The sequence below is a fragment of the Prauserella flavalba genome, from assembly GCF_003202235.1.
Lineage (GTDB): Bacteria > Actinomycetota > Actinomycetes > Mycobacteriales > Pseudonocardiaceae > Prauserella_A > Prauserella_A flavalba.
Genome location: NZ_MASU01000006.1, coordinates 221,489 through 238,429, shown reverse-complemented (window position 1 = coordinate 238,429; position 16,941 = coordinate 221,489). Strand labels below are relative to the sequence as shown.

Below are 16,941 nucleotides of genomic sequence, written 5' to 3'. Positions count from 1 at the left end.
TCCGTGGCACCCGACGAGCACGACGAGCCCGTCGATCAGGAGGCCGAAACCGCGGGCTGGTCGCGCGTGCTGATCTTCGGCGCCGCCACGCTCGCGGTGCTGCTGATCGGCGCGACGATCGGGCTCGTACTCGCCCAGGCGGTCGGCGACGAGGAACAGCCGGTGCCGACCGCGGGCTCCGTCGATGTCGGCTTCGCGCAGGACATGTCGGTGCACCACCTGCAGGCCGTCACGATGGCCAACTGGGCGCGCAGCCACAGCACCGACCCCGCGATCGAGCAGCTGGCCTTCGACATCGCCAGCACCCAGACCGAGCAGGTCGGCCGCATGAAGGGCTGGCTGATGCTGTGGCAGCAGCCGGAGGAGCCGCTCGGCGAGTACATGACGTGGATGACCGAGCCCGGCGGGCACCAGCACGGAGGCTCCTCCGGCGAGGACGACTCCGGTGGCGCCATGCCCGGCATGGCCACTGAGGAGGAGCTGCAGAAGCTCCGTTCGCTGTCCGGCCGTGAGCTCGACGTCTACTTCCTGCAGCTCATGCTCCGCCACCACCAGGGCGGCACCGAGATGGCGGAGTACGGCAAGGAGCACGCCCAGGTGGGCGCCGTGCGGACGCTCGCGAACAGCATCCTCGCGTCGCAGGTTCCGGAGGCGAACCTCATGCGGCAGCTGCTCGCGAAGCGGAACGCCGAGCCCCTGCCCTTCCCCTGAGCCTCACCAGGTCAGTTCCTCGCAGCGCCGCGCCGACTCCCTCGGCTCGATCTGCAGCGTCGCGTGTTCGATCGAGTACTCCTGCGCGAGCAGCCGCTGTGCCGCGGCCAGCACGTCCGAGGTCTCCGCGTCGGGCGCGACGGTGAGGTGCGCCGAGGCCACCTCCATGCCCGAGGTGAGCGTCCAGACGTGCAGGTCGTGGACGTCCTCGACGCCGTCGAGCTCGGTGAGCTGGCCGCTGAGCTTCGCGACGTCGATGCCGCGAGGGGCGTGCTGGAAGAGGATCCGCAGCGTGCGCGCGGCGAGCGACGCGGTCCTCGGCAGCACCCACAACCCGATCGCGACACCCACGATCGGGTCGGCGTAGCGCCAGCCGGTGAGCATCGTGACGGCCGCGCTGACGAGCACGCCGACCGAGCCGACGAGGTCGGCCAGCACCTCCAGGTAGGCACCGCGCACGTTGAGGCTCTCCTTGGCGCCGGAGCGCAGGAGGAAGAACGCCACCAGGTTGGCGACGAGCCCCGCGAGCCCCGCGAGCAGCACCGGCAGGCCGGGCACCACGAGCGGATCGCCGATCCGCTCGATCGCCTCGTAGACGACGTAGGCGGCGACGCCGAAGAGCAGGAGCACGTTGCCGAGCGCGGCGAGCACCTCGGCCCGGTAGAGGCCGAACGTGCGCGTGTACGTGGGGCCGCTGCGGCGGGCGAGCGCGACGGCCACGAGCGCCATCGCGACGCCGAGCACGTCGGTGAACATGTGGGCCGCGTCGGAGATGAGGGCCAGCGAGGACGTGGCGAACCCGACCACGAACTCCAGCACCATGAACGCGGCACCGATGGCGAGTGCGGCGGCGAGCCTGCGCACGTGACGGGCCGAGGCGCTGCCCGACCTCGCCGGGCCGACGTGCCCGTGGCCGTGCCCATGCCCCATAGCGTCACCTCCGGTTTCGTTCCGCCGCACGAAACATATAGTCACATGCGCATAAGTGCAATACAGGTGAGCCTAACCTCGCATACTGTACTGCGGAATTCCCCCGCGCCTGAGGGAGCAAACGACGCGTACCGTCACCTCGCGTGGATGTCGCCATCGTCGGAAGCGGACCGAACGGACTGGCCGCCGGGGTGGTCCTGGCGAGAGCCGGACTGTCCGTGCACGTCTTCGAGGCCGGGGACACGTTCGGCGGCGGGCTGCGCTCGAAGCCGCTCTTCGACCCCGAGATCGTGCACGACATCTGCTCGGCGGTGCACCCGCTCGGCGCCGCGTCCCGGTTCTTCCGCGAGTTCGATCTCGAGGCCCGCGGCGTGGAGCTGTGCGTACCCGAGGCGAGCTACGCGCACCCGCTCGACGGCGCGCAAGCGGGCGTCGCCTACCGCGACCTGGAGCGCACCTGCGAACGGCTGGGCCGCGACGGCCCACGCTGGCGCAGGCTCATGGAGCCGCTGGTCGAGCACAGCCAAAGCGTCGTCGACCTGGTGCTCTCCGACCAGCGGCACCTGCCGAGGGACGTGCTCGCTCCCCTGCTGCTCGCGCCGCGAGCCCTGCTGGGCGGATCGCCGCTGACGAGCAGGCTCCTCGCGAGCCGCACGGCGCGCGCCCTGCTCGCCGGGGTCGCCGCCCACTCGCTCGGCAGGCTGCCGAGCCTGCCGGGCGGTGCCGTGGCGATGCTGCTGGGCCACCTGGCGCACGCGAGCGGGTGGCCGCTGCCCAGGGGCGGCAGCCAGCGTCTCGCCGACGCGCTCGTGGCCGACATCGAGGCGCACGGCGGCACGTGTCACGCCGCGACGCCGATCGAGGACCTGCGCGAGGTGGAGCGGGCGAAGGCCGTGCTGCTGAACGTGAGCCCGAAGGTGTTCCTCGCCCTGGCGGGCCCGCGCCTGCCGGATCGCTACCGGCGCCGCCTCGGCCGGTTCGACCACGGCCCCGCGTCGGCGAAGGTCGACTTCCTCGTCTCCGAGCCCGTGCCGTGGCGCGACCCTGAAGTGGGCAGTGCGCCGACCGTGCACGTCGGCGGCGACGACCGCGAGGTGTTCGCCTACGAGTCCGCGGTGCAGCGCGGGGAACGGCGCGGCGAGCCGTTCGTACTGCTCGTCGACCCGGCGGTGGCCGACCCGGACCGGGCCCGCTCCGGCAGGCGACCGCTCTGGGCGTACTGCCACGTACCGAACGGCGACCCGGTGGACCCGACGGAAGCCATCACGGCCCGCATCGAGCGGTACGCGCCCGGTTTCCGCGACACGGTGCTGGCCAGCAGGGCGATCACCGCGCCGGAGTTCGAGAGCTACAACCGCAACTACGTGGGCGGCGACATCGCGGGCGGAGCGGTCACGGTGCCACAGATGCTGGCCAGGCCGGCGCTGCGCGTGAACCCGTACGCGACGCCACTGCCCGGCGTGTACCTGTGCTCGGCGTCGACGCCCCCGGGCCCGAGCGTGCACGGCATGGCCGGCTACCACGCGGCACGCGCCGTCCTGCGCAAGGAGTTCGGCATCCGCACCCTCCCGGCCCTCGAACCGGGGCCGCCGGTGAACCCGGGTGGGCGGGTGCGCTAAGCTTCACCGGTCGCACGGCGATGGGCCCTCGTAGCTCAGTGGATAGAGCACTGCCCTCCGGAGGCAGGTGTCGCAGGTTCGAATCCTGCCGAGGGCGCCCAGATCGTTTTGCGGGTGCAGGGCCTCGACCAGCGGAAACGCCGGTCGAGGCCCTTTAACGTGTTGTCCGGCGACGTCCGGCCAACACGGGCGATCTACGGACAGTTCCGGCCAATGCCCGGCCACGCTGACGCGAGCCGTGGACAAGGCTTGGACACGCTCAGAACCGGTGACCAAGTGCGGCCTACCAAGATCTTCACTGCCCAGGCATTGACCCGGTACTCACCCCGCCCAGGAACCGCGCCTTTACTTCCACCGGTCCTTGACGCGGGTCGAGGTGGGCGCATCGGTGACGCAAGAGTTCGAACAGAGCGTGAATGCTCGTTATCCGAAGCCGATCACTCCGGCATTTAAAGTCTCAGCCGGTGGTCTCGACCTGCCTGCGCACGATCTCCGTGATCCAGACCGGCGCGAACGGGGACGTGCAGTTCGGCGGGGTCGGGTAGTCCTTGAGCACCTCGAGGCGCTCGCCGATGTCGATGGCCCTCGCGCGGTATTCGGGGTGGTCGATCCCGATCTGGGCCAGGCAGTGGTTCATCGCCCACTGCAGGCGGTCCGGCGCGTCCTTCATCTCCGCCTCGATGACGTCGAGCAGTCCCGGGAGGTCGAGCCCCTCGGGTTTCTTCGCCACGCGTTCGGTGGTCAGGGCCCAACCCGCGCTCGCGACCACCGGGTCCGGATCGGCGAACCACGCCAGGCGCAGCTCCTCGGAGTGCCGGCTCTTCTTCACGACGTAGTTCACGAGCCAGTCGTGCACCTTGGGGGTGCGCGCCTCGCGCAGCATGGTGTCCAGCTCGTCGCGCTCGAACGCCTTCGGCCGGCAGACCAGGAGCGCCAGCAGCCTCGCCGCGGTGTCCCCGGTCCCCCACAGCTCGCGCGCGAGGTCCTGCTGGGTCTTGAGCCGCTTCGCGAGCGCGCGCAGCTTCCCGAGGTTCACGCCGTGATCGTCACCGTGCCTCTCGTTGACCGCGCGTGCCTTCGGGTCCTCGAGCGCGGCCAGCTCGGCCAGCACCTCGTCCACCGTCGTCCCAGCCACCTGAACCTCCACCCCTCATGGAATCCCGGTCAATCGCGGGTGCACTTCGCCGTCGAGCCAGTGTCGCATCGTCGCGTTGAACAGGGCCACGTCCTCCACGTTCCAGATGTGGTGCATCCCCGGGACCACGTGGACCTTCGCGTGCGGGGCGGCGGCCCGGACGGCGTGGAGCGAGCGACGCGTCGACCGTGGTTCCCGCTCGCCGACCACGGCCAGCAGCGGAGCCGTGAAGTGCTTCAGCCCATCGGGAACTCCGCCCGTGGTCACGTCGGCGAGCACGCGCCGGGCCGTCTCCCTCGACACGCTGAGCCCGTGTTCCACATAGGTCTTCCTGCCGTCCTCGGGCAGCCGGAACGCCGCGGCCTGCGCCTTCCAGAACCAGGGAGCGTTCCACAGCAGCAGTTGCAGCTTCGCCGTCGCCCGCACTGTCGATCCGAGCGGCGTCACCATCGCACCGGTGACGAACAGGGAACGCACCAGTCCTGGATGCCGGGCAGCGAGGTGCAGCGCGACGATCCCGCCCAGCGAGAGCCCGACGACGTCGACCGGTGTGGTGATCCCCAGTGCCGCGAGTCGATCAGCTACCCGGTCGGCGACCTCCGGCAGGCCAGGCCATACCTCGCCGGCGTGCTCGCCGAAGCCGGGGAGGTCGGGCGTCACGACGAGCCGGTCGCCGAATGCCTCCACCTGCGGCGCCCACATCCAGCTCGCCGCGGCGTTGCCGTGCAGCAGCAACACCGGAGGGGCCGCCGTGTCTGTGGCCGGCTCGTGCAGCTCCGCGAAGCCCGTCACGTCAGCTCCTTCTCCACCTCGGTGAGCCAGTCGAGCTCCGTGCGCACCTGCGCGATGCCGTGGTCCAAAGTGGCCAGACGGAGCCGAGCCCGCCGGTCGGCCGGATCCGGCGCCGACCGCCGCATGTCCTCCAGCTCCACCAGCAGGGACTCGGCGGTCTTCCGCCGCGTCGCGAGCAGTTCCGCCAGTTCCGGCTCAGGCAGGCCGCCGGAGAAGAACAGCCGCGCCAGGAACACGTCGCGTTCCGGTTGCGGGTCGAGCCTCGACGTCAGCCAGTCGTTCAGGACCTCGCGTCCCCGGTCGGTGATGTGGTGGACCTGACGGGCCGGGCCGCCGACGCCGGGAGCGGTCTCGACCGCGGCGAGGCCGTCCCCGGTCAGCTGGGACAGCGTCCGGTAGATCTGCGCCTTGTCGGCCTGCCAGAAGTACCTGATCGTCGTGTCGCAGTGCCGTTTGACCTCGTATCCGGTCATGGGCGACAGATCGAGCAGGCCGAGTATCACGCGCGCCAGCACCATGCCCTCAGCATGACACCAGACTAGTGGACTTGTCTACTAGTGGCGGTTCGCCCAACGGCGCTCGAGTGGAGCATCCCCGGGTCGGTGATCCTGGGTCGCCGTGGCCGGGTACGAACTCGTCCGGCATCGACACCGCAGGCGCAGGCGTACCCCGCTCGCGACGACCTACGTCAACGAGTTCACGGCGATGCTCTACGGCACCCAGCGGATGGAGCTCGGGCTGGCCGTCGACCTCGAGCGGCATCGTCGTGCTGCCGAAGGACCGCCAGGAATCGTCCTCATGCGACGGTCTTGGCCACCACGTGGTCGATGAGGCCGTACTCCAGCGCCTCCGTCGCGGTGAACCAGCGATCGCGGTCGGCGTCGGCGACGATGCGCTCCACCGGCTGGCCGGTCTGCGCCGCCGTCAGCTCCGCGACGTGCCGCTTCATCTGGCTGAAGACGCTCGCCTGGATCCTGATGTCGGTGGCGGTACCCCGGATGCCCGCCGACGGCTGGTGCATGAGCAGCCGCGTGTTCGGCAGCGCGTACCGCTTGCCCGGCGTGCCGGAGGACAGCAGGAACTGGCCCATCGACGCGGCGAAGCCGAGCGCCCACGTCGAGACGTCGGGCTTGATGAGCTGCATGGTGTCGTAGATCGCCATCCCGGCCGTCACCGACCCGCCAGGCGAGTTGATGTAGAACGTGATGTCGGTGTCCGGGTCCTCCGCCGCCAGCAACAACAACTGCGCGGAGATCCGATTCGCGACGGCGTCGTCCACTTCGGACCCCAGGAACACGATGCGCTCGGCCAGGAGCCGGTCGTAGACCGAGTCGGCGTTGCCCACGGACCCCTCGAGTGCCTCCATCATTGCGGTCATACTGGGAAAGTAGCCGCGATCGGCGCGTGACGGGCGCCTGTTCGCTGACGGCAGACGTCCGCGCGAGAATGTGCCGCATGGCCGTGACCGCGGAGAAACACCTGGTGTACTGCTGGCTCGAACGCGCGGGAGCGGTGCTGTTGCTGCGGCGCGCGCCCGGCACCTTCCTCGGGGGCAACTGGGAACTCCCGGGCGGCACCGTCGAGCCGGGCGAGGCCCCCGAGTCGGCCGCCGTCCGTGAGATCGCCGAGGAGACCGGGCTCGCGGTGACGGTGACCGGCGAGCGCGGCAGGTACACGTGGATGGACATCACCGGGCGGGCGCTGCGCGTGCACGCCGTCGTCTACGAGTCACGCGAAACGGGCCGGGCGGAGGTGGTGCTCAACCCCGCCGAACACGACGGCCACGCGTGGCTCTCCCGCGGCGACGCGCGCGAACTGCCGATGGCGCCGCACTTCGCGGAGACGCTCGAACTCGGCGCGGGCCGGTAATGTCGGGGGTGATGAAACCCCTGATCCGCGAGGCGACCTCCGCCGACATCGATCCCGCCACCGAGACCCTGCGCGACGCGTTCGCCGACTACCCGTTCACCCGCCACACGATCGCCGCCGACGACCACCTCGGCCGGCTCGCCCGGATGCAGCGGCTGTTCCTCGCCCGGATCGGCCTGCCCCACGGCCGCGTGTGGGTGAGCGACGACGCCGCAGCCGTCGCGGTCTGGACCACACCGGCCTCGACGGGCCTGGAGCGGGTGTTCACCGAGCTGGCTCCCGAGCTCGGCGCCATCGCGGGCGACCGGGCCGCGATCGCGGCGGCCACCGAGGCAGCGCTGGCACCACACCGGCCCACCACGCCCAGCTGGTTCCTCGGCACCGTGGGAGTGCGGCCAGGACAGCAGGGCCGCGGCCTCGGCAGGGCCGTGATCGAGCCGGGGCTGCGCGCCGCCGAGGCCGAGGGCGTGCCCGCGTTCCTGGAGACCTCGCTGGAGAGCAACGTCGCCCTCTACCGCAGGTTCGGCTTCGACGTGGTCGCCGAGATCGAGCTGCCCCACCACGGGCCGAGGACGTGGGCCATGAGCAAGAAGCCCTAAAGCGCGCGCAACGCGGCGCCGACGGCCGCGATGCCCTCCTCGATGTCGCCCACCGCGCTGGCCGCGTAGCCGAGCACCAGGCCCGGCGGCCCTTCGCGCTGGCTGTGCCACGACAGCGGTTGCACCTTGACGCCGCGCGCGAACGCCGCCGCGGCGAGGTCGACGTCGGAGAACGACCCGGCGAAGGTGACCATCAGATGCAGCCCGGCCGCCGCACCGTGCACGACCGCACCGGGCAGGTGCCGCTCGATCGCCGCGATCATGGCGTCCCTGCGGCGGACATGACGGCGGCGCAGCAGGCGCAGCTGCCGCTCGAACGCGCCCGACGACATCAGCTCGGCCAGCACCAGCTGCGGCAGCGCGGCGTTGCCGAGGTCCGCGTCGCGCTTGGCCGCCGTCACCGCCTCGCGGTAGCGCGCCGGCACGAGCAGCCAGCCGATTCGCAACGCGGGCGCGAGCAGCTTCGACACGCTTCCGGCGTAGCAGACGTGCTCGGCCAGCGTCGCCCGCAGCGCGGGCACGGGCGGGCGGCCGTAGCGGTGCTCGGCGTCGTAGTCGTCCTCGATGATCAGCCCGCCCGCCTCGGCCCACCCCCGCAGGGCGCGCCGCCGCACACCGTCGAGCACGACGCCGGTCGGGAACTGGTGCGCCGGGGTCAGCAGCACCGCCGGATGGCCCGCCGCGCTCAGCTCGTCGACGCACAGCCCCGCGTCGTCGACCCGCACCGGCGGCGTGTCCAGCCGCCAGTTCCGCAGGTGCTGGCGGACCCCGAGCGAGCAGGGGTCCTCCACGGCGACGGTGGTGATCCCGTTGTCCCGCAACACTTGTGCGAGCAGGCCGAGTGACTGTGACACGCCGGCGACGATCACGACCTCGCGCGGGTCGACGCGGATACCGCGGTTGCGGGCGAGCCACGTCGCGACGGCGGCCCGCAGCACGGGCGTTCCCCTGGGGTCGCCGTAGCCGAAGTCGGCGGGCACCAGGCGGCCGAGCACGGCGCGTTCCGCGCGCAGCCACGCCGAACGCGGGAACGCGGCGAGATCGGGCACTCCCGACGACAGGTCGATTCGCGCTCGCGCGGCGCGCAGCGTGTCGAAGACGTCGACGCCGGGCGTCACCGGGAACGGCGCCGGCGGCTCCGGTGGGGGTGCCGACGGCACCGCCGCCACCGGGGCCGACACGACGATGGTGCCGGCCCTGCCGCGCCCCGCGACGTGACCGTCCTCGGCGAGCCGCTGGTACGCCTCGGTGACGACGCCCCTCGACACGCGCAGGTCCGCCGCGAGCACGCGCGACGCGGGCAGCCTGCCGCCCACGGGCAGACGGCCGTCGGCGATCGCGAGCCGCAGCCGCTCGGCGAGCCACGCCGCCCTGCCGCCCGGTGGCGCGTCGGCGATGTCGAGTTGCAGGAAGTCGGAGCCCGGCGACGTTATGGACCCCTTCGATGGGCTCGCTTTGGCCCTACTCATCGGACCATTGTGGCAGCACAGTGAAGGCATGAACGCCGCATTCCTGCTGAACTCGCTCGTCGTGGCCGCCATCCCCGGCACCGGCGCGATCTACACGCTCTCCGCAGGCGTCTCGCGGGGCGGGCGCGCCGGGCTCGTCGCGGCGTTCGGCTGCACCCTCGGGGTGGTCCCGCACATCGTCGCCACTCTCACCGGGCTGGCCGCGCTGCTGCACACGAGTGCGCTCGCCTTCGAGGTGCTGCGCTACCTCGGTGTGGCGTACCTGCTGTACCTGGCCGTGGCGACGCTGCGCGACAAACGCGCGCTCGTGGTACGCGAGCAGGCGCCGCGCGAGTCCGCAGCGAAGGTGATCACCTCCGCCGTCCTCATCAACGTCCTCAACCCGAAGCTGACGATCTTCTTCGTCGCGTTCCTTCCCCAGTTCGTCAGCCCGGACGACCCGCGGTCGCTGCCGACGCTGCTGGAGCTGAGCGGCATCTTCATGCTGATGACGTTCCTCGTGTTCGCCGCGTACGGGCTCTGCGCGGCGGCCGTGCGCGACCAGGTGATCTCCCGGCCGCGCGTACTGACGTGGACCCGTCGCGTCTTCGCCGGCTCCTTCGCCGGGCTCGCCACCAGCCTCGCCCTCACCGACCGCTAGCGAGAACCGCGTGTACTTCCAGCACTCACCGCAGATCCGGGCCCGGCACCCGGAGCTCGCCGCCGGAGCGATCGTCGCCGACGGGATCAGGGCCGACGCCGACGTGGCAGGCCGCGTCGCCGCCCACACCGCGGTGGCGACCCGCAGGCTGGCCTCGGGCACGGAGGCAGGCCTGCCCGAGATCCAGGCGTGGCGGCGGACGTTCTCGCGGATGGGCCTCAAGCCGACGCAGTACCGCTGTGCGGCGGAGTCGCTGCTGCGCCGCCTCCGCAAGGAGGGCGCGCTGCCCGCGATCCATCCGCTGGTGGACCTGTGCAACGCGGTGTCGATGGCCTTCGCGATCCCCGTCGCGGTGCTGGACCGCGCCGCGATCGGCGGCGGGCTGGAGGTCCGGCACGCCACGGGTGGCGAGCGGTACCTGACGCTGTCCGGGCAGCCCGAGCACCCGGCCGAGGGGGAGGTGACGTTCGCCGACGCCGAGGGCAACGCGCACGCGCGACGCTGGACCAACCGGCAGAGCGGGCTTTCGGTGGTGCGCGACTCGACCACGTCGGTGCTGATCGTCGCCGAGGCCGTGCACCCGACCGCGGCCGAGGACGTCGCGCGGCTCGTCACCACGCTCGCCGGTGAGCTGACCGCGATCTGGGGCGTGGCACCGAAAACGGCGCTGCTGACCGCCGGCGAGCCCCGCTTCGAGTTCTAGGAGCGCGCTGCACAACCGCTGCCCTGCCTGCGCGACGCCCAGACGGCGCCTCGCCGCGTTGCCGGAAAGCCCGACGACCCGGTACGAGGGCTTCCCTCCGCCTTACGGGGCGACCGTCTTGATCGCCGCTCGCTGCGGGCGGGGTCGTTCAGCCCACTCCTAGGGGATCACCTTGCCGGGGTTGAGGATGCCGTGCGGGTCGAGCGCGGCCTTGACGGCGCGGTGCAGGTCCAGCACGGGCTCCGCCAGCTCCCCGGCGAGGCCGTCGCGCTTGAGCAGCCCCACCCCGTGCTCGCCGGTCACCGTGCCGCCGAGGTCGATCGCGTCGGCGATGATCTCGTGGAACGCCCGCTGTGCGCGCACGCGTGCGTCGTCGTCGCCGGGCGGGGTGATGAGCAGCGGATGCAGGTTGCCGTCTCCGGCGTGCGCGATGTTGGCTATGAGCGTGTCGTGGCGGGTCGCCGCGGCCTCGATGCGCGCGAGCATCTCGGGCACGGCCGCCTTCGGCACGCACACGTCCTCGGTGAGCACCGGGCCGAGCCGTTCCAGCGCGGGGTAGGCCAGGCGCCGCGCGGCGAACAGCGCGTCGGCCTCCTCCTGGTCGGTCGAGCGCGCGGCCCAGCTCGCCCCCGCCTGCTCGAAGCACTCCAGCATCGCGGCGGCCTCGCGCTCACCCGCGGCGCCGGGCGCGTCGGTGCGGCCCAGCAGCACCACGTCGGCGTCCACGGCGAGGCCCATGTTCTTCCACTGGTCCACCGCGGCGAGGCAGTGCCTGTCGATCAGCTCCAGCGCCGAGGGCGTGAGCCCGGCCGCCGCGACGGCCGACACCGCGCGGCCCGCGTCGACGACCGAGGAGAAGTACCCGGCGACCGTGTGCTCGGGGTCGCGCAGCGGGCGCAGCCGCACGGTCACCTCGGTGATCACGCCGAGCGTGCCCTCCGAGCCGACCATGAGCCCGGCGAGGTCGTAGCCCGCGACGCCCTTGGCGGTGCGCCTGCCCAGCCGCACCAGCTCGCCCGTGCCCGTCACGACCTGGAGACCCAGCACGTAGTCGCGGGTCACGCCGTACTTCACGCAGCACAGGCCGCCCGCGTTGGTCGCCACGTTGCCGCCGATGGTCGACCACGGCGCGCTCGCCGGGTCCGGCGGGTACCACAGGCCGTGCTCGGCGCATGCGGCCCGCAGGTCGTCGTTGACGACACCCGGCTCCACGACCGCGAGCCGCTCCAGCGGGTTGATCTCGCGGATCGCCGACAGCTGCTCGGTGGAGAGCACCACGCCGCCGTCGACGGCGTTGGCCCCGCCGGACAGCCCGGTGCCCGCGCCACGCGGCACGAGCGGGACACCGTGCCGGACGCAGGCCCTGACCACGGCCTGGATCTCCTCGGCCGTGCGCGGCCGCACCACCGCGACGGGCTTGCCGTGCGGCGCCCATTCGGCCTCGTCGTGGAGGTAGCCGGAGGCGACGTCCTGGTCTTCCACGAGGCGGTCGGCGGGCAGCTCTCGCCTGAGGTCGTCGATCAGCATGCCCGCAGACTACGTGCGCGTGCCTGCCGCCGACCGCCGCCGCAGCCCGATCGGCAGCACGGCGGCCACCACGAGCGCGAGCACGAGCGCCGCGGGCAGTCCGGCCGCGGCCCACGCCGCGTAGAGCAGCAGCCCGGCGAGATCCGTGCCGAGCCCGGCGACCGAGGTGACCGTGGCGCGGGCGGTGCCGTCGATGCGTTCCTGCAGCCGGGCGTTGGCCACCACCAGCACCGCCCGGTACACCGCGTAGAACAGGCCCACCAGCACCAGGCCCGCCGGCACCCCGAGCAGACCCGCGAGTCCGAACAGGGCCACGCCCGCGAGGAGCACGAGCGCGAGCGAGAACGGGCGAAGGCGGTCGAGCCTGCCCGCGAGCGCCGAGCCCGCGGCACCGGCGAGCGGGATCGCCACCACCGCGAGCGGGATCGCGTCGACCGGCACGTGCCAGTCGCGGGCGAGCAGCGGGAAGTACTCCTCGATGCCGTCGAGCGAGGTCAGCAGGGCCACGGCCACGACGGCCCCGCGCACGGCGGGGCTGCGCACCGCCTCCATGACACCCGTGCGCAGGGTCGCGAGGTAGCTTCCCTCCTCCTCGCCGTTGTCCTCGCCGTCGTCCTCGCCGGACTCGGTGCGCGGCGGCTCGGGGATGCGGGAGGCGACGAACGCCGCCATGAGGCAGGTGGCGACGCTGGCCCAGCCGACGAGCTCGTAGCCGCCGAGCGGGAACAGCACCGTCGCGGCGACCGCGGCCGGGATCTGCGCGATCAGCTCGAACGCGCCGACCTGGCCGTAGATCCGCGTGAAGTGCTCCTGCGCGCCGGTCGCGGCCAGGCCGTCGTAGAGCAGCGCCTCCACGGAACCGGACACGAGCGAGCCGCCGAGCCCCCACAGCACGAAACCGGCGGCGAACGCGGCGAAGCCGGGAGTCGCCGTCCACAGCGCGTAACCCGCCGCCTGCAGCACCCCGCCCGCCACGAGGGCGCTCTTGCGGGAGAACCGGTCGGCGAGCGCGCCCGTGGGCACCTCGACGACGATGCCGACCACCGACCAGATCGCGAACAGCGCGGAGATCTCAGCGTCGGAAAGCCCGGTGTCGGCGAACAGCAGCGCGTACAGCGGGTACAGGGGCACGACGTCCGCGAGCAGCGCCCACAGCCGGATCAGCCGGGCGAACGGGCGGGCGTCGGCGGGAAGCGGTGTCCTACGTCAAAGGAACGGCATGCGGTGAGATTAGCCGGATTCGTCCGTCCTGTCGCGGGTTTTCCGCGCGAAGCGAACGGTCGCGGCCACGGCCGTCAGTGCGAGCACGATCACCACCAGCCCATAACCCGTTGCGGAGGGATGCAGGCCGAGATGCGTCGCGGCGAGGCCGGCAGCGAGCGAGGGCAGGCTGAACGACAGGTACGACGCCGTGTAGAGGGTCGCGACGAGCGCGGCCCTGCTGCCGGGCTCGGCGAGGCTAGTGGCCGTGCGGAACGCGCCGAGGAACGACGCGCCGAAGCCGGAACCGCTCACCACCGTGCCCGCGAAGAACAGCGCGGGCGAGGGCAGCGCGAGCGCCAGCAGCAGCAACGCGACGCCACCCGCCAGCAGCAGCCCGCCCGCGACGATCGCCGTACGGGAGTCCCGTCCGCGCAGCAGCACCGATGCGACCGACCCGGTGCCCATCAGCAGGAAGATCACGAGCCCGCCCGCTATGGGCGAGGTGACACCGAGCACCTCCACCACCAGCGACCGCCCGAGGGAGAGGTAGAGCCCGCCGAGCGACCACGTGGCCATGAGCGAGGGCAGCACCACCACGAACGCGAGGCGCGCGGGTTTCGGCACGCCCAGCTCCGGCAGCAGCGAGCGCAGCGCGCCGTGCCTGCGGCGCACCGGCTCCGGCATGACCGCGAGCGCGAGGCCGGTGAGCACGAACGCGCCGAGCAGCAGCGCGTACACCAGGCGTGTCGGCGCCGGTGCGTACTGCACGAGCAGCCCCGTGCCGAGCGCGCCCGCCGCGAGCCCCGCCGTGGGCACCGCGCTGTTGACGAGCGCGCCGAAGCCCGGCCTGCGTTCGAGGTCGATCAGCGACGCGCTGATCACGCCCGTCGCCAGCCCCGTGCCGACGCCCTGCAGGATCCGGGCCGCGTAGAGCCAGCCGACGCCGTCGGCGAGCAGGAACAGCAGCATGCTCACCGCCTCGACCGCGATGGCCGCCGCGAGCACGGGCCTGCGGCCGACGAAGTCGGACAGCCCGCCCGCCGACACGAGCATGGCCAGCAACGCGAGCACGTAGACGGCGAACACCGCGGTGAGCGTGGCCGGGCTGAACCCCCACAGCCCCTGGTACACGACGTAGAGCGGCGAGGGCGCGCTGGCGGCGAACATGAGCAGGAACAGCGCGGTCGCCACCAGCCAGAACCCGAGGCTCCGGCGCCGGGCCGCGCGCCGCTCCAGCAGATGCACCCCCGCATCCTCACACGCGAGGGGCCCGGTTACGGCAGACTGCGGGCCATGCCACTACCGAGGGGACTCGCCCGCTTCAACCGCGTCGTCACCAACCGTGTCGCGAGCGTGGGCGCGGGACGGCTGCCGTGGTTCGGCATCCTCGTGCACCGGGGACGCAAGTCCGGCAGAACGTACCGCACGCCGCTGAACGTGTTCCCGATCAAGGGCGGCTACGTCATCGCGCTCACCTACGGCCCTGACACCGACTGGGTGCGCAACGTCCTCGCCGAGGGCGGCTGCGAGCTGGAGACCCGCGGCCGCACGGTGCGCCTCGTGCGGCCGCGGCTCGTGCACGATGAGACCCGCGGCGCGCTTCCCCGGCCGGTCAGCGCGTTCCTCGGCCTGCTGAGCGTGAACGATCTGCTGTACCTCGCCGAGGAGTAGCTACTTGCGGATGCCGTTGATGGCGCGGACCACGGCCATGCACTGGTCCTCGACGTAGGCCAGCCCGGCCTCCTCGGCGATCGCCCGGGCTTCCGGCGACACGATGTCCTGCTGCAACCACAGCGCCTTCGCGCCGATCCGCACGGCCTCGCGCGCGACCCCGGCGGCCTCGGGCGAGGGCCGGAACACGTTCACGACGTCGACCTCGTCCGGAATGTCGGAGAGCGAACGGTAGACGCGCTCGCCGAGCAGCACGTCGGCGGTCGGGTTCACCGGGAGCACGCGGAACCCGGCGGCCTGCATGGCGGCGGGCACCGAGTGGGCGGCCTTGGCCGGATGGCGGCTCAGGCCCACCACGGCGATCGTCTTCGAGTCCCGGAGAATGCGTGCGGCGGTGTCGTCCATACCGCCATTGTGCGTCGGGCCGCGCCTACTTGCGGTACCACCGGGGCGAGGTGTTGAGCGGCGGGCTCAGCTCCGCGCTCACCACCAGCACGTTCGGCTCGTCGGCTCGCGTGAACTCCCGCAGCAGCCTGCGAAACGCCCTGCCGAAGCCGTCCACCCGGTCGGCGTAGACGCCGAACGACTTGGCCAGCCCGACGAAGTCCGGTGTGACGAGGTCGACACCCCGGTGCGGCAGCCCGGCCCTCGTCTGGTCGTAGCGGAGCATCCCGTAGCCGCCGTCGTCGACGACGACCACCGTGATCGGCAGGTTCTCCTGCACCGCCGTGGCCAGTTCGCCGACGCCGTAGAGGAACCCGCCGTCACCCGTGATGCACACCGCCCGGCCCTGCGCGGCGGCGGCGACGCCGAGCGAGGCGGGGAAGCCGAACCCGAGCGTGCCCCAGCCCATCGGGTAGGCGAGCTTGCGCGGCGCCGCGATCCGGTAGAAGCCGCCGACCCAGTAGCCGGCCACGCACATGTCCGACACGAGCACCGAGTCGTCGGGCAGCGTTTCCCCCAGCGCGGCAAGGAATTCCGCCGCCTGGGGCTCCTCTTTGCGGACCCGGCGCCGCACGCGCACCTCGATCTCGTCGAGCCTGCGCGAGAGCCCGTCGAGGCCCGGCCGAGCGGCGAGCCCGGTGAGCAGGCGCTCCACCACCTGCCGCGCGTCGCCGAGCAGCAGCAGGTCCGGCGGGTAGTTCTTCGCGGCGTCGGCGGGGTCGACATTGACGGCGATGAGCCTCGGCGGCTGCGGCATCCGCCAGTTCTGGGTCATGAGCCCGTCGAAGTCGGTGCCGACGGCGAGCACGACGTCGGCCTCGTCCCACAGCGCACCGACCTCCGGTGTGTGCACGGGGTTGGACGCACGGCACGGGTGGTCGGGCGGCACGATACCGCGGGCGGCGAACGTGGTGATGATCGGCGCCGCGAGCGTCTCGGCGAGCCTGCCGACGGCCTCGCCCGCACCCGAGCGCAGCGCGCCCCCGCCCGCCCAGATCAGCGGGCGTTCGGCGGCGGCGAGCACCTCGCGGGCCCGGTCGAGGTCCTCGACGTCGAGGGTGTGGAGCAGCTCGGTGGGCTCGGAATCGTTGCGGTCCAAGCACTCCGCGGTGAGGAAGTCCGTGGGAATCCCGACGTACACGGGACCGCTCTGCGGCCGCAGCGCGAGCCTCGCGGCGCGCCGCACCGTGCCCGCGAGGTCGTCGGGATGCTCGACGGTGAAGCCCGCCTTGGTGACGGGTGCGAACATCGCCTGCTGGTCACTGGTCTCGTGCAGCACACCGCGCGTGATACCTGGCCTGCGCAGGGTGGAGGGAATGTCGGTGGCGAGCACCAGCACCGGCGACGCCGACGCCATCGCCTCGCCCACGGCGCCGAGGGTGTTGGCCGCCCCCGGGCCGGTGGTGACCACGGCGACGCCGAGCCTGCCGGTGGCGCGGGCGTAGCCGTCGGCGGCGAACCCGGCCGCCTGCTCGTGGCGGACCCCGATGATCCGGATACCCGCCGAGGACAGTGCCTCCCAGATGGGCAGGTTGTGCACTCCGGGCAGGCCGAACGCGACGTCGACCCCGAGCTCGCCCAGTGCAGAGACGAGATGCTGCGCTCCGGTCCGACCCACGACGCGAGGAT

The 16,941-nt window shown here is 72.4% G+C and carries 18 protein-coding genes and 1 tRNA gene; 8 read left to right on the top strand and 11 right to left on the bottom strand.

The genetic code is table 11. The features are described from left to right. The first annotated feature begins 3 nt into the window (after positions 1-3). Positions 4-711 (top strand): DUF305 domain-containing protein, encoded by a 708-nt coding sequence (locus tag BA062_RS17120; RefSeq protein WP_110337802.1) that lies wholly within the window; start codon positions 4-6, stop codon positions 709-711. Positions 712-714: 3 nt separating this feature from the next. Here BA062_RS17120 and BA062_RS17115 read toward each other — a convergent pair whose 3' ends face one another. After that, positions 715-1,641, bottom strand: a complete 927-nt coding sequence (locus tag BA062_RS17115; protein ID WP_110337800.1) for a cation diffusion facilitator family transporter — start codon at positions 1,639-1,641, stop codon at positions 715-717. A gap of 143 nt (positions 1,642-1,784) precedes the next feature. Here BA062_RS17115 and BA062_RS17110 point away from each other — a divergent pair, with 143 nt between their 5' ends. Both BA062_RS17110 and BA062_RS17105 read left to right on the top strand, forming a co-directional pair. Continuing rightward, on the top strand, positions 1,785-3,260 hold the full coding sequence (locus BA062_RS17110) for a phytoene desaturase family protein (protein ID WP_110337799.1): 1,476 nt from the start codon (positions 1,785-1,787) through the stop codon (positions 3,258-3,260). A 24-nt stretch (positions 3,261-3,284) separates the two neighbouring features. Beyond that, positions 3,285-3,357 (top strand) — tRNA-Arg (locus BA062_RS17105). A gap of 360 nt (positions 3,358-3,717) precedes the next feature. On the opposite strand, the gene BA062_RS17100 is transcribed toward BA062_RS17105, so the two are convergent. The 4 genes from BA062_RS17100 to BA062_RS17085 form a co-directional block, all read right to left on the bottom strand. Beyond that, positions 3,718-4,395: a DNA alkylation repair protein gene (locus tag BA062_RS17100; RefSeq protein ID WP_110337797.1), complete on the bottom strand. Its 678-nt coding sequence runs from the start codon at positions 4,393-4,395 to the stop codon at positions 3,718-3,720. A 15-nt stretch (positions 4,396-4,410) separates the two neighbouring features. Then, positions 4,411-5,187 carry an alpha/beta fold hydrolase gene (locus BA062_RS17095; RefSeq protein ID WP_110337795.1) on the bottom strand — a complete coding sequence of 259 codons (777 nt, stop codon included), beginning with the start codon at positions 5,185-5,187 and terminating at the stop codon, positions 4,411-4,413. Continuing rightward, positions 5,184-5,705, bottom strand: a complete 522-nt coding sequence (locus BA062_RS17090; protein WP_110337793.1) for a PadR family transcriptional regulator — start codon at positions 5,703-5,705, stop codon at positions 5,184-5,186. The genes BA062_RS17095 and BA062_RS17090 overlap by 4 nt, the downstream gene beginning before the upstream one ends. A gap of 278 nt (positions 5,706-5,983) precedes the next feature. Continuing rightward, positions 5,984-6,556, bottom strand: coding sequence for an ATP-dependent Clp protease proteolytic subunit (locus BA062_RS17085; protein WP_281271644.1), 573 nt, complete (start codon positions 6,554-6,556; stop codon positions 5,984-5,986). Positions 6,557-6,642: 86 nt separating this feature from the next. On the opposite strand from BA062_RS17085, the gene BA062_RS17080 reads away from it, so the two are divergent. Together BA062_RS17080 and BA062_RS17075 are read left to right on the top strand one after the other, a co-directional pair. Continuing rightward, positions 6,643-7,056, top strand: a complete 414-nt coding sequence (locus BA062_RS17080) for an NUDIX hydrolase (protein ID WP_110337789.1) — start codon at positions 6,643-6,645, stop codon at positions 7,054-7,056. Between the two features lie 11 nt (positions 7,057-7,067). Continuing rightward, a complete protein-coding gene (locus BA062_RS17075) occupies positions 7,068-7,655 on the top strand; it encodes a GNAT family N-acetyltransferase (RefSeq protein WP_245959865.1) in 588 nt (195 codons plus the stop codon). Here the strand turns inward: BA062_RS17075 and pdxR are convergent. After that, positions 7,652-9,124: a MocR-like pyridoxine biosynthesis transcription factor PdxR gene (gene pdxR, locus BA062_RS17070; RefSeq protein WP_210406907.1), complete on the bottom strand. Its 1,473-nt coding sequence runs from the start codon at positions 9,122-9,124 to the stop codon at positions 7,652-7,654. The genes BA062_RS17075 and pdxR overlap by 4 nt on opposite strands. Before the next feature lie 28 nt (positions 9,125-9,152). Here pdxR and BA062_RS17065 point away from each other — a divergent pair, with 28 nt between their 5' ends. Together BA062_RS17065 and BA062_RS17060 are read left to right on the top strand one after the other, a co-directional pair. Further along, a complete protein-coding gene (locus BA062_RS17065) occupies positions 9,153-9,764 on the top strand; it encodes a LysE family translocator (protein ID WP_110337787.1) in 612 nt (203 codons plus the stop codon). A 10-nt stretch (positions 9,765-9,774) separates the two neighbouring features. Continuing rightward, positions 9,775-10,467 (top strand): B3/B4 domain-containing protein, encoded by a 693-nt coding sequence (locus BA062_RS17060; protein ID WP_110337785.1) that lies wholly within the window; start codon positions 9,775-9,777, stop codon positions 10,465-10,467. A gap of 159 nt (positions 10,468-10,626) precedes the next feature. Here BA062_RS17060 and BA062_RS17055 read toward each other — a convergent pair whose 3' ends face one another. The 3 genes from BA062_RS17055 to BA062_RS17045 all read right to left on the bottom strand — a co-directional run bounded on the left by BA062_RS17055 (position 10,627) and on the right by BA062_RS17045 (position 14,442). Beyond that, a complete protein-coding gene (locus BA062_RS17055) occupies positions 10,627-11,994 on the bottom strand; it encodes an FAD-binding oxidoreductase (RefSeq protein ID WP_110337783.1) in 1,368 nt (455 codons plus the stop codon). A 9-nt stretch (positions 11,995-12,003) separates the two neighbouring features. Further along, positions 12,004-13,125, bottom strand: coding sequence for an MFS transporter (locus BA062_RS17050; protein ID WP_245959864.1), 1,122 nt, complete (start codon positions 13,123-13,125; stop codon positions 12,004-12,006). 99 nt (positions 13,126-13,224) lie between these two features. Continuing rightward, positions 13,225-14,442 (bottom strand): MFS transporter, encoded by a 1,218-nt coding sequence (locus BA062_RS17045; RefSeq protein ID WP_245959863.1) that lies wholly within the window; start codon positions 14,440-14,442, stop codon positions 13,225-13,227. Between the two features lie 48 nt (positions 14,443-14,490). Here BA062_RS17045 and BA062_RS17040 point away from each other — a divergent pair, with 48 nt between their 5' ends. Then, positions 14,491-14,868 (top strand): nitroreductase family deazaflavin-dependent oxidoreductase, encoded by a 378-nt coding sequence (locus BA062_RS17040; RefSeq protein ID WP_110338313.1) that lies wholly within the window; start codon positions 14,491-14,493, stop codon positions 14,866-14,868. On the opposite strand, the gene BA062_RS17035 is transcribed toward BA062_RS17040, so the two are convergent. Continuing rightward, positions 14,869-15,273 (bottom strand): CoA-binding protein, encoded by a 405-nt coding sequence (locus BA062_RS17035; RefSeq protein ID WP_110337779.1) that lies wholly within the window; start codon positions 15,271-15,273, stop codon positions 14,869-14,871. It abuts the gene before it with no gap. 25 nt (positions 15,274-15,298) lie between these two features. Further along, positions 15,299-16,930 (bottom strand): thiamine pyrophosphate-binding protein, encoded by a 1,632-nt coding sequence (locus tag BA062_RS17030; protein WP_110337777.1) that lies wholly within the window; start codon positions 16,928-16,930, stop codon positions 15,299-15,301. Between the last annotated feature and the right edge of the window lie 11 nt (positions 16,931-16,941).

What these genes read in the sequence shown, in the direction of transcription:
- BA062_RS17035 (WP_110337779.1), bottom strand. Translation starts at nt 15,273, where the DNA reads ATGGACGACACCGCCGCACGCATTCTCCGGGACTCGAAGACGATCGCC.
- BA062_RS17040 (WP_110338313.1), top strand. Translation starts at nt 14,491, where the DNA reads ATGCCACTACCGAGGGGACTCGCCCGCTTCAACCGCGTCGTCACCAAC.
- pdxR (WP_210406907.1), bottom strand. Translation starts at nt 9,124, where the DNA reads ATGAGTAGGGCCAAAGCGAGCCCATCGAAGGGGTCCATAACGTCGCCG.
- BA062_RS17080 (WP_110337789.1), top strand. Translation starts at nt 6,643, where the DNA reads ATGGCCGTGACCGCGGAGAAACACCTGGTGTACTGCTGGCTCGAACGC.
- BA062_RS17090 (WP_110337793.1), bottom strand. Translation starts at nt 5,705, where the DNA reads ATGGTGCTGGCGCGCGTGATACTCGGCCTGCTCGATCTGTCGCCCATG.
- BA062_RS17055 (WP_110337783.1), bottom strand. Translation starts at nt 11,994, where the DNA reads ATGCTGATCGACGACCTCAGGCGAGAGCTGCCCGCCGACCGCCTCGTG.
- BA062_RS17085 (WP_281271644.1), bottom strand. Translation starts at nt 6,556, where the DNA reads ATGATGGAGGCACTCGAGGGGTCCGTGGGCAACGCCGACTCGGTCTAC.
- BA062_RS17115 (WP_110337800.1), bottom strand. Translation starts at nt 1,641, where the DNA reads ATGGGGCATGGGCACGGCCACGGGCACGTCGGCCCGGCGAGGTCGGGC.
- BA062_RS17075 (WP_245959865.1), top strand. Translation starts at nt 7,068, where the DNA reads ATGAAACCCCTGATCCGCGAGGCGACCTCCGCCGACATCGATCCCGCC.
- BA062_RS17065 (WP_110337787.1), top strand. Translation starts at nt 9,153, where the DNA reads ATGAACGCCGCATTCCTGCTGAACTCGCTCGTCGTGGCCGCCATCCCC.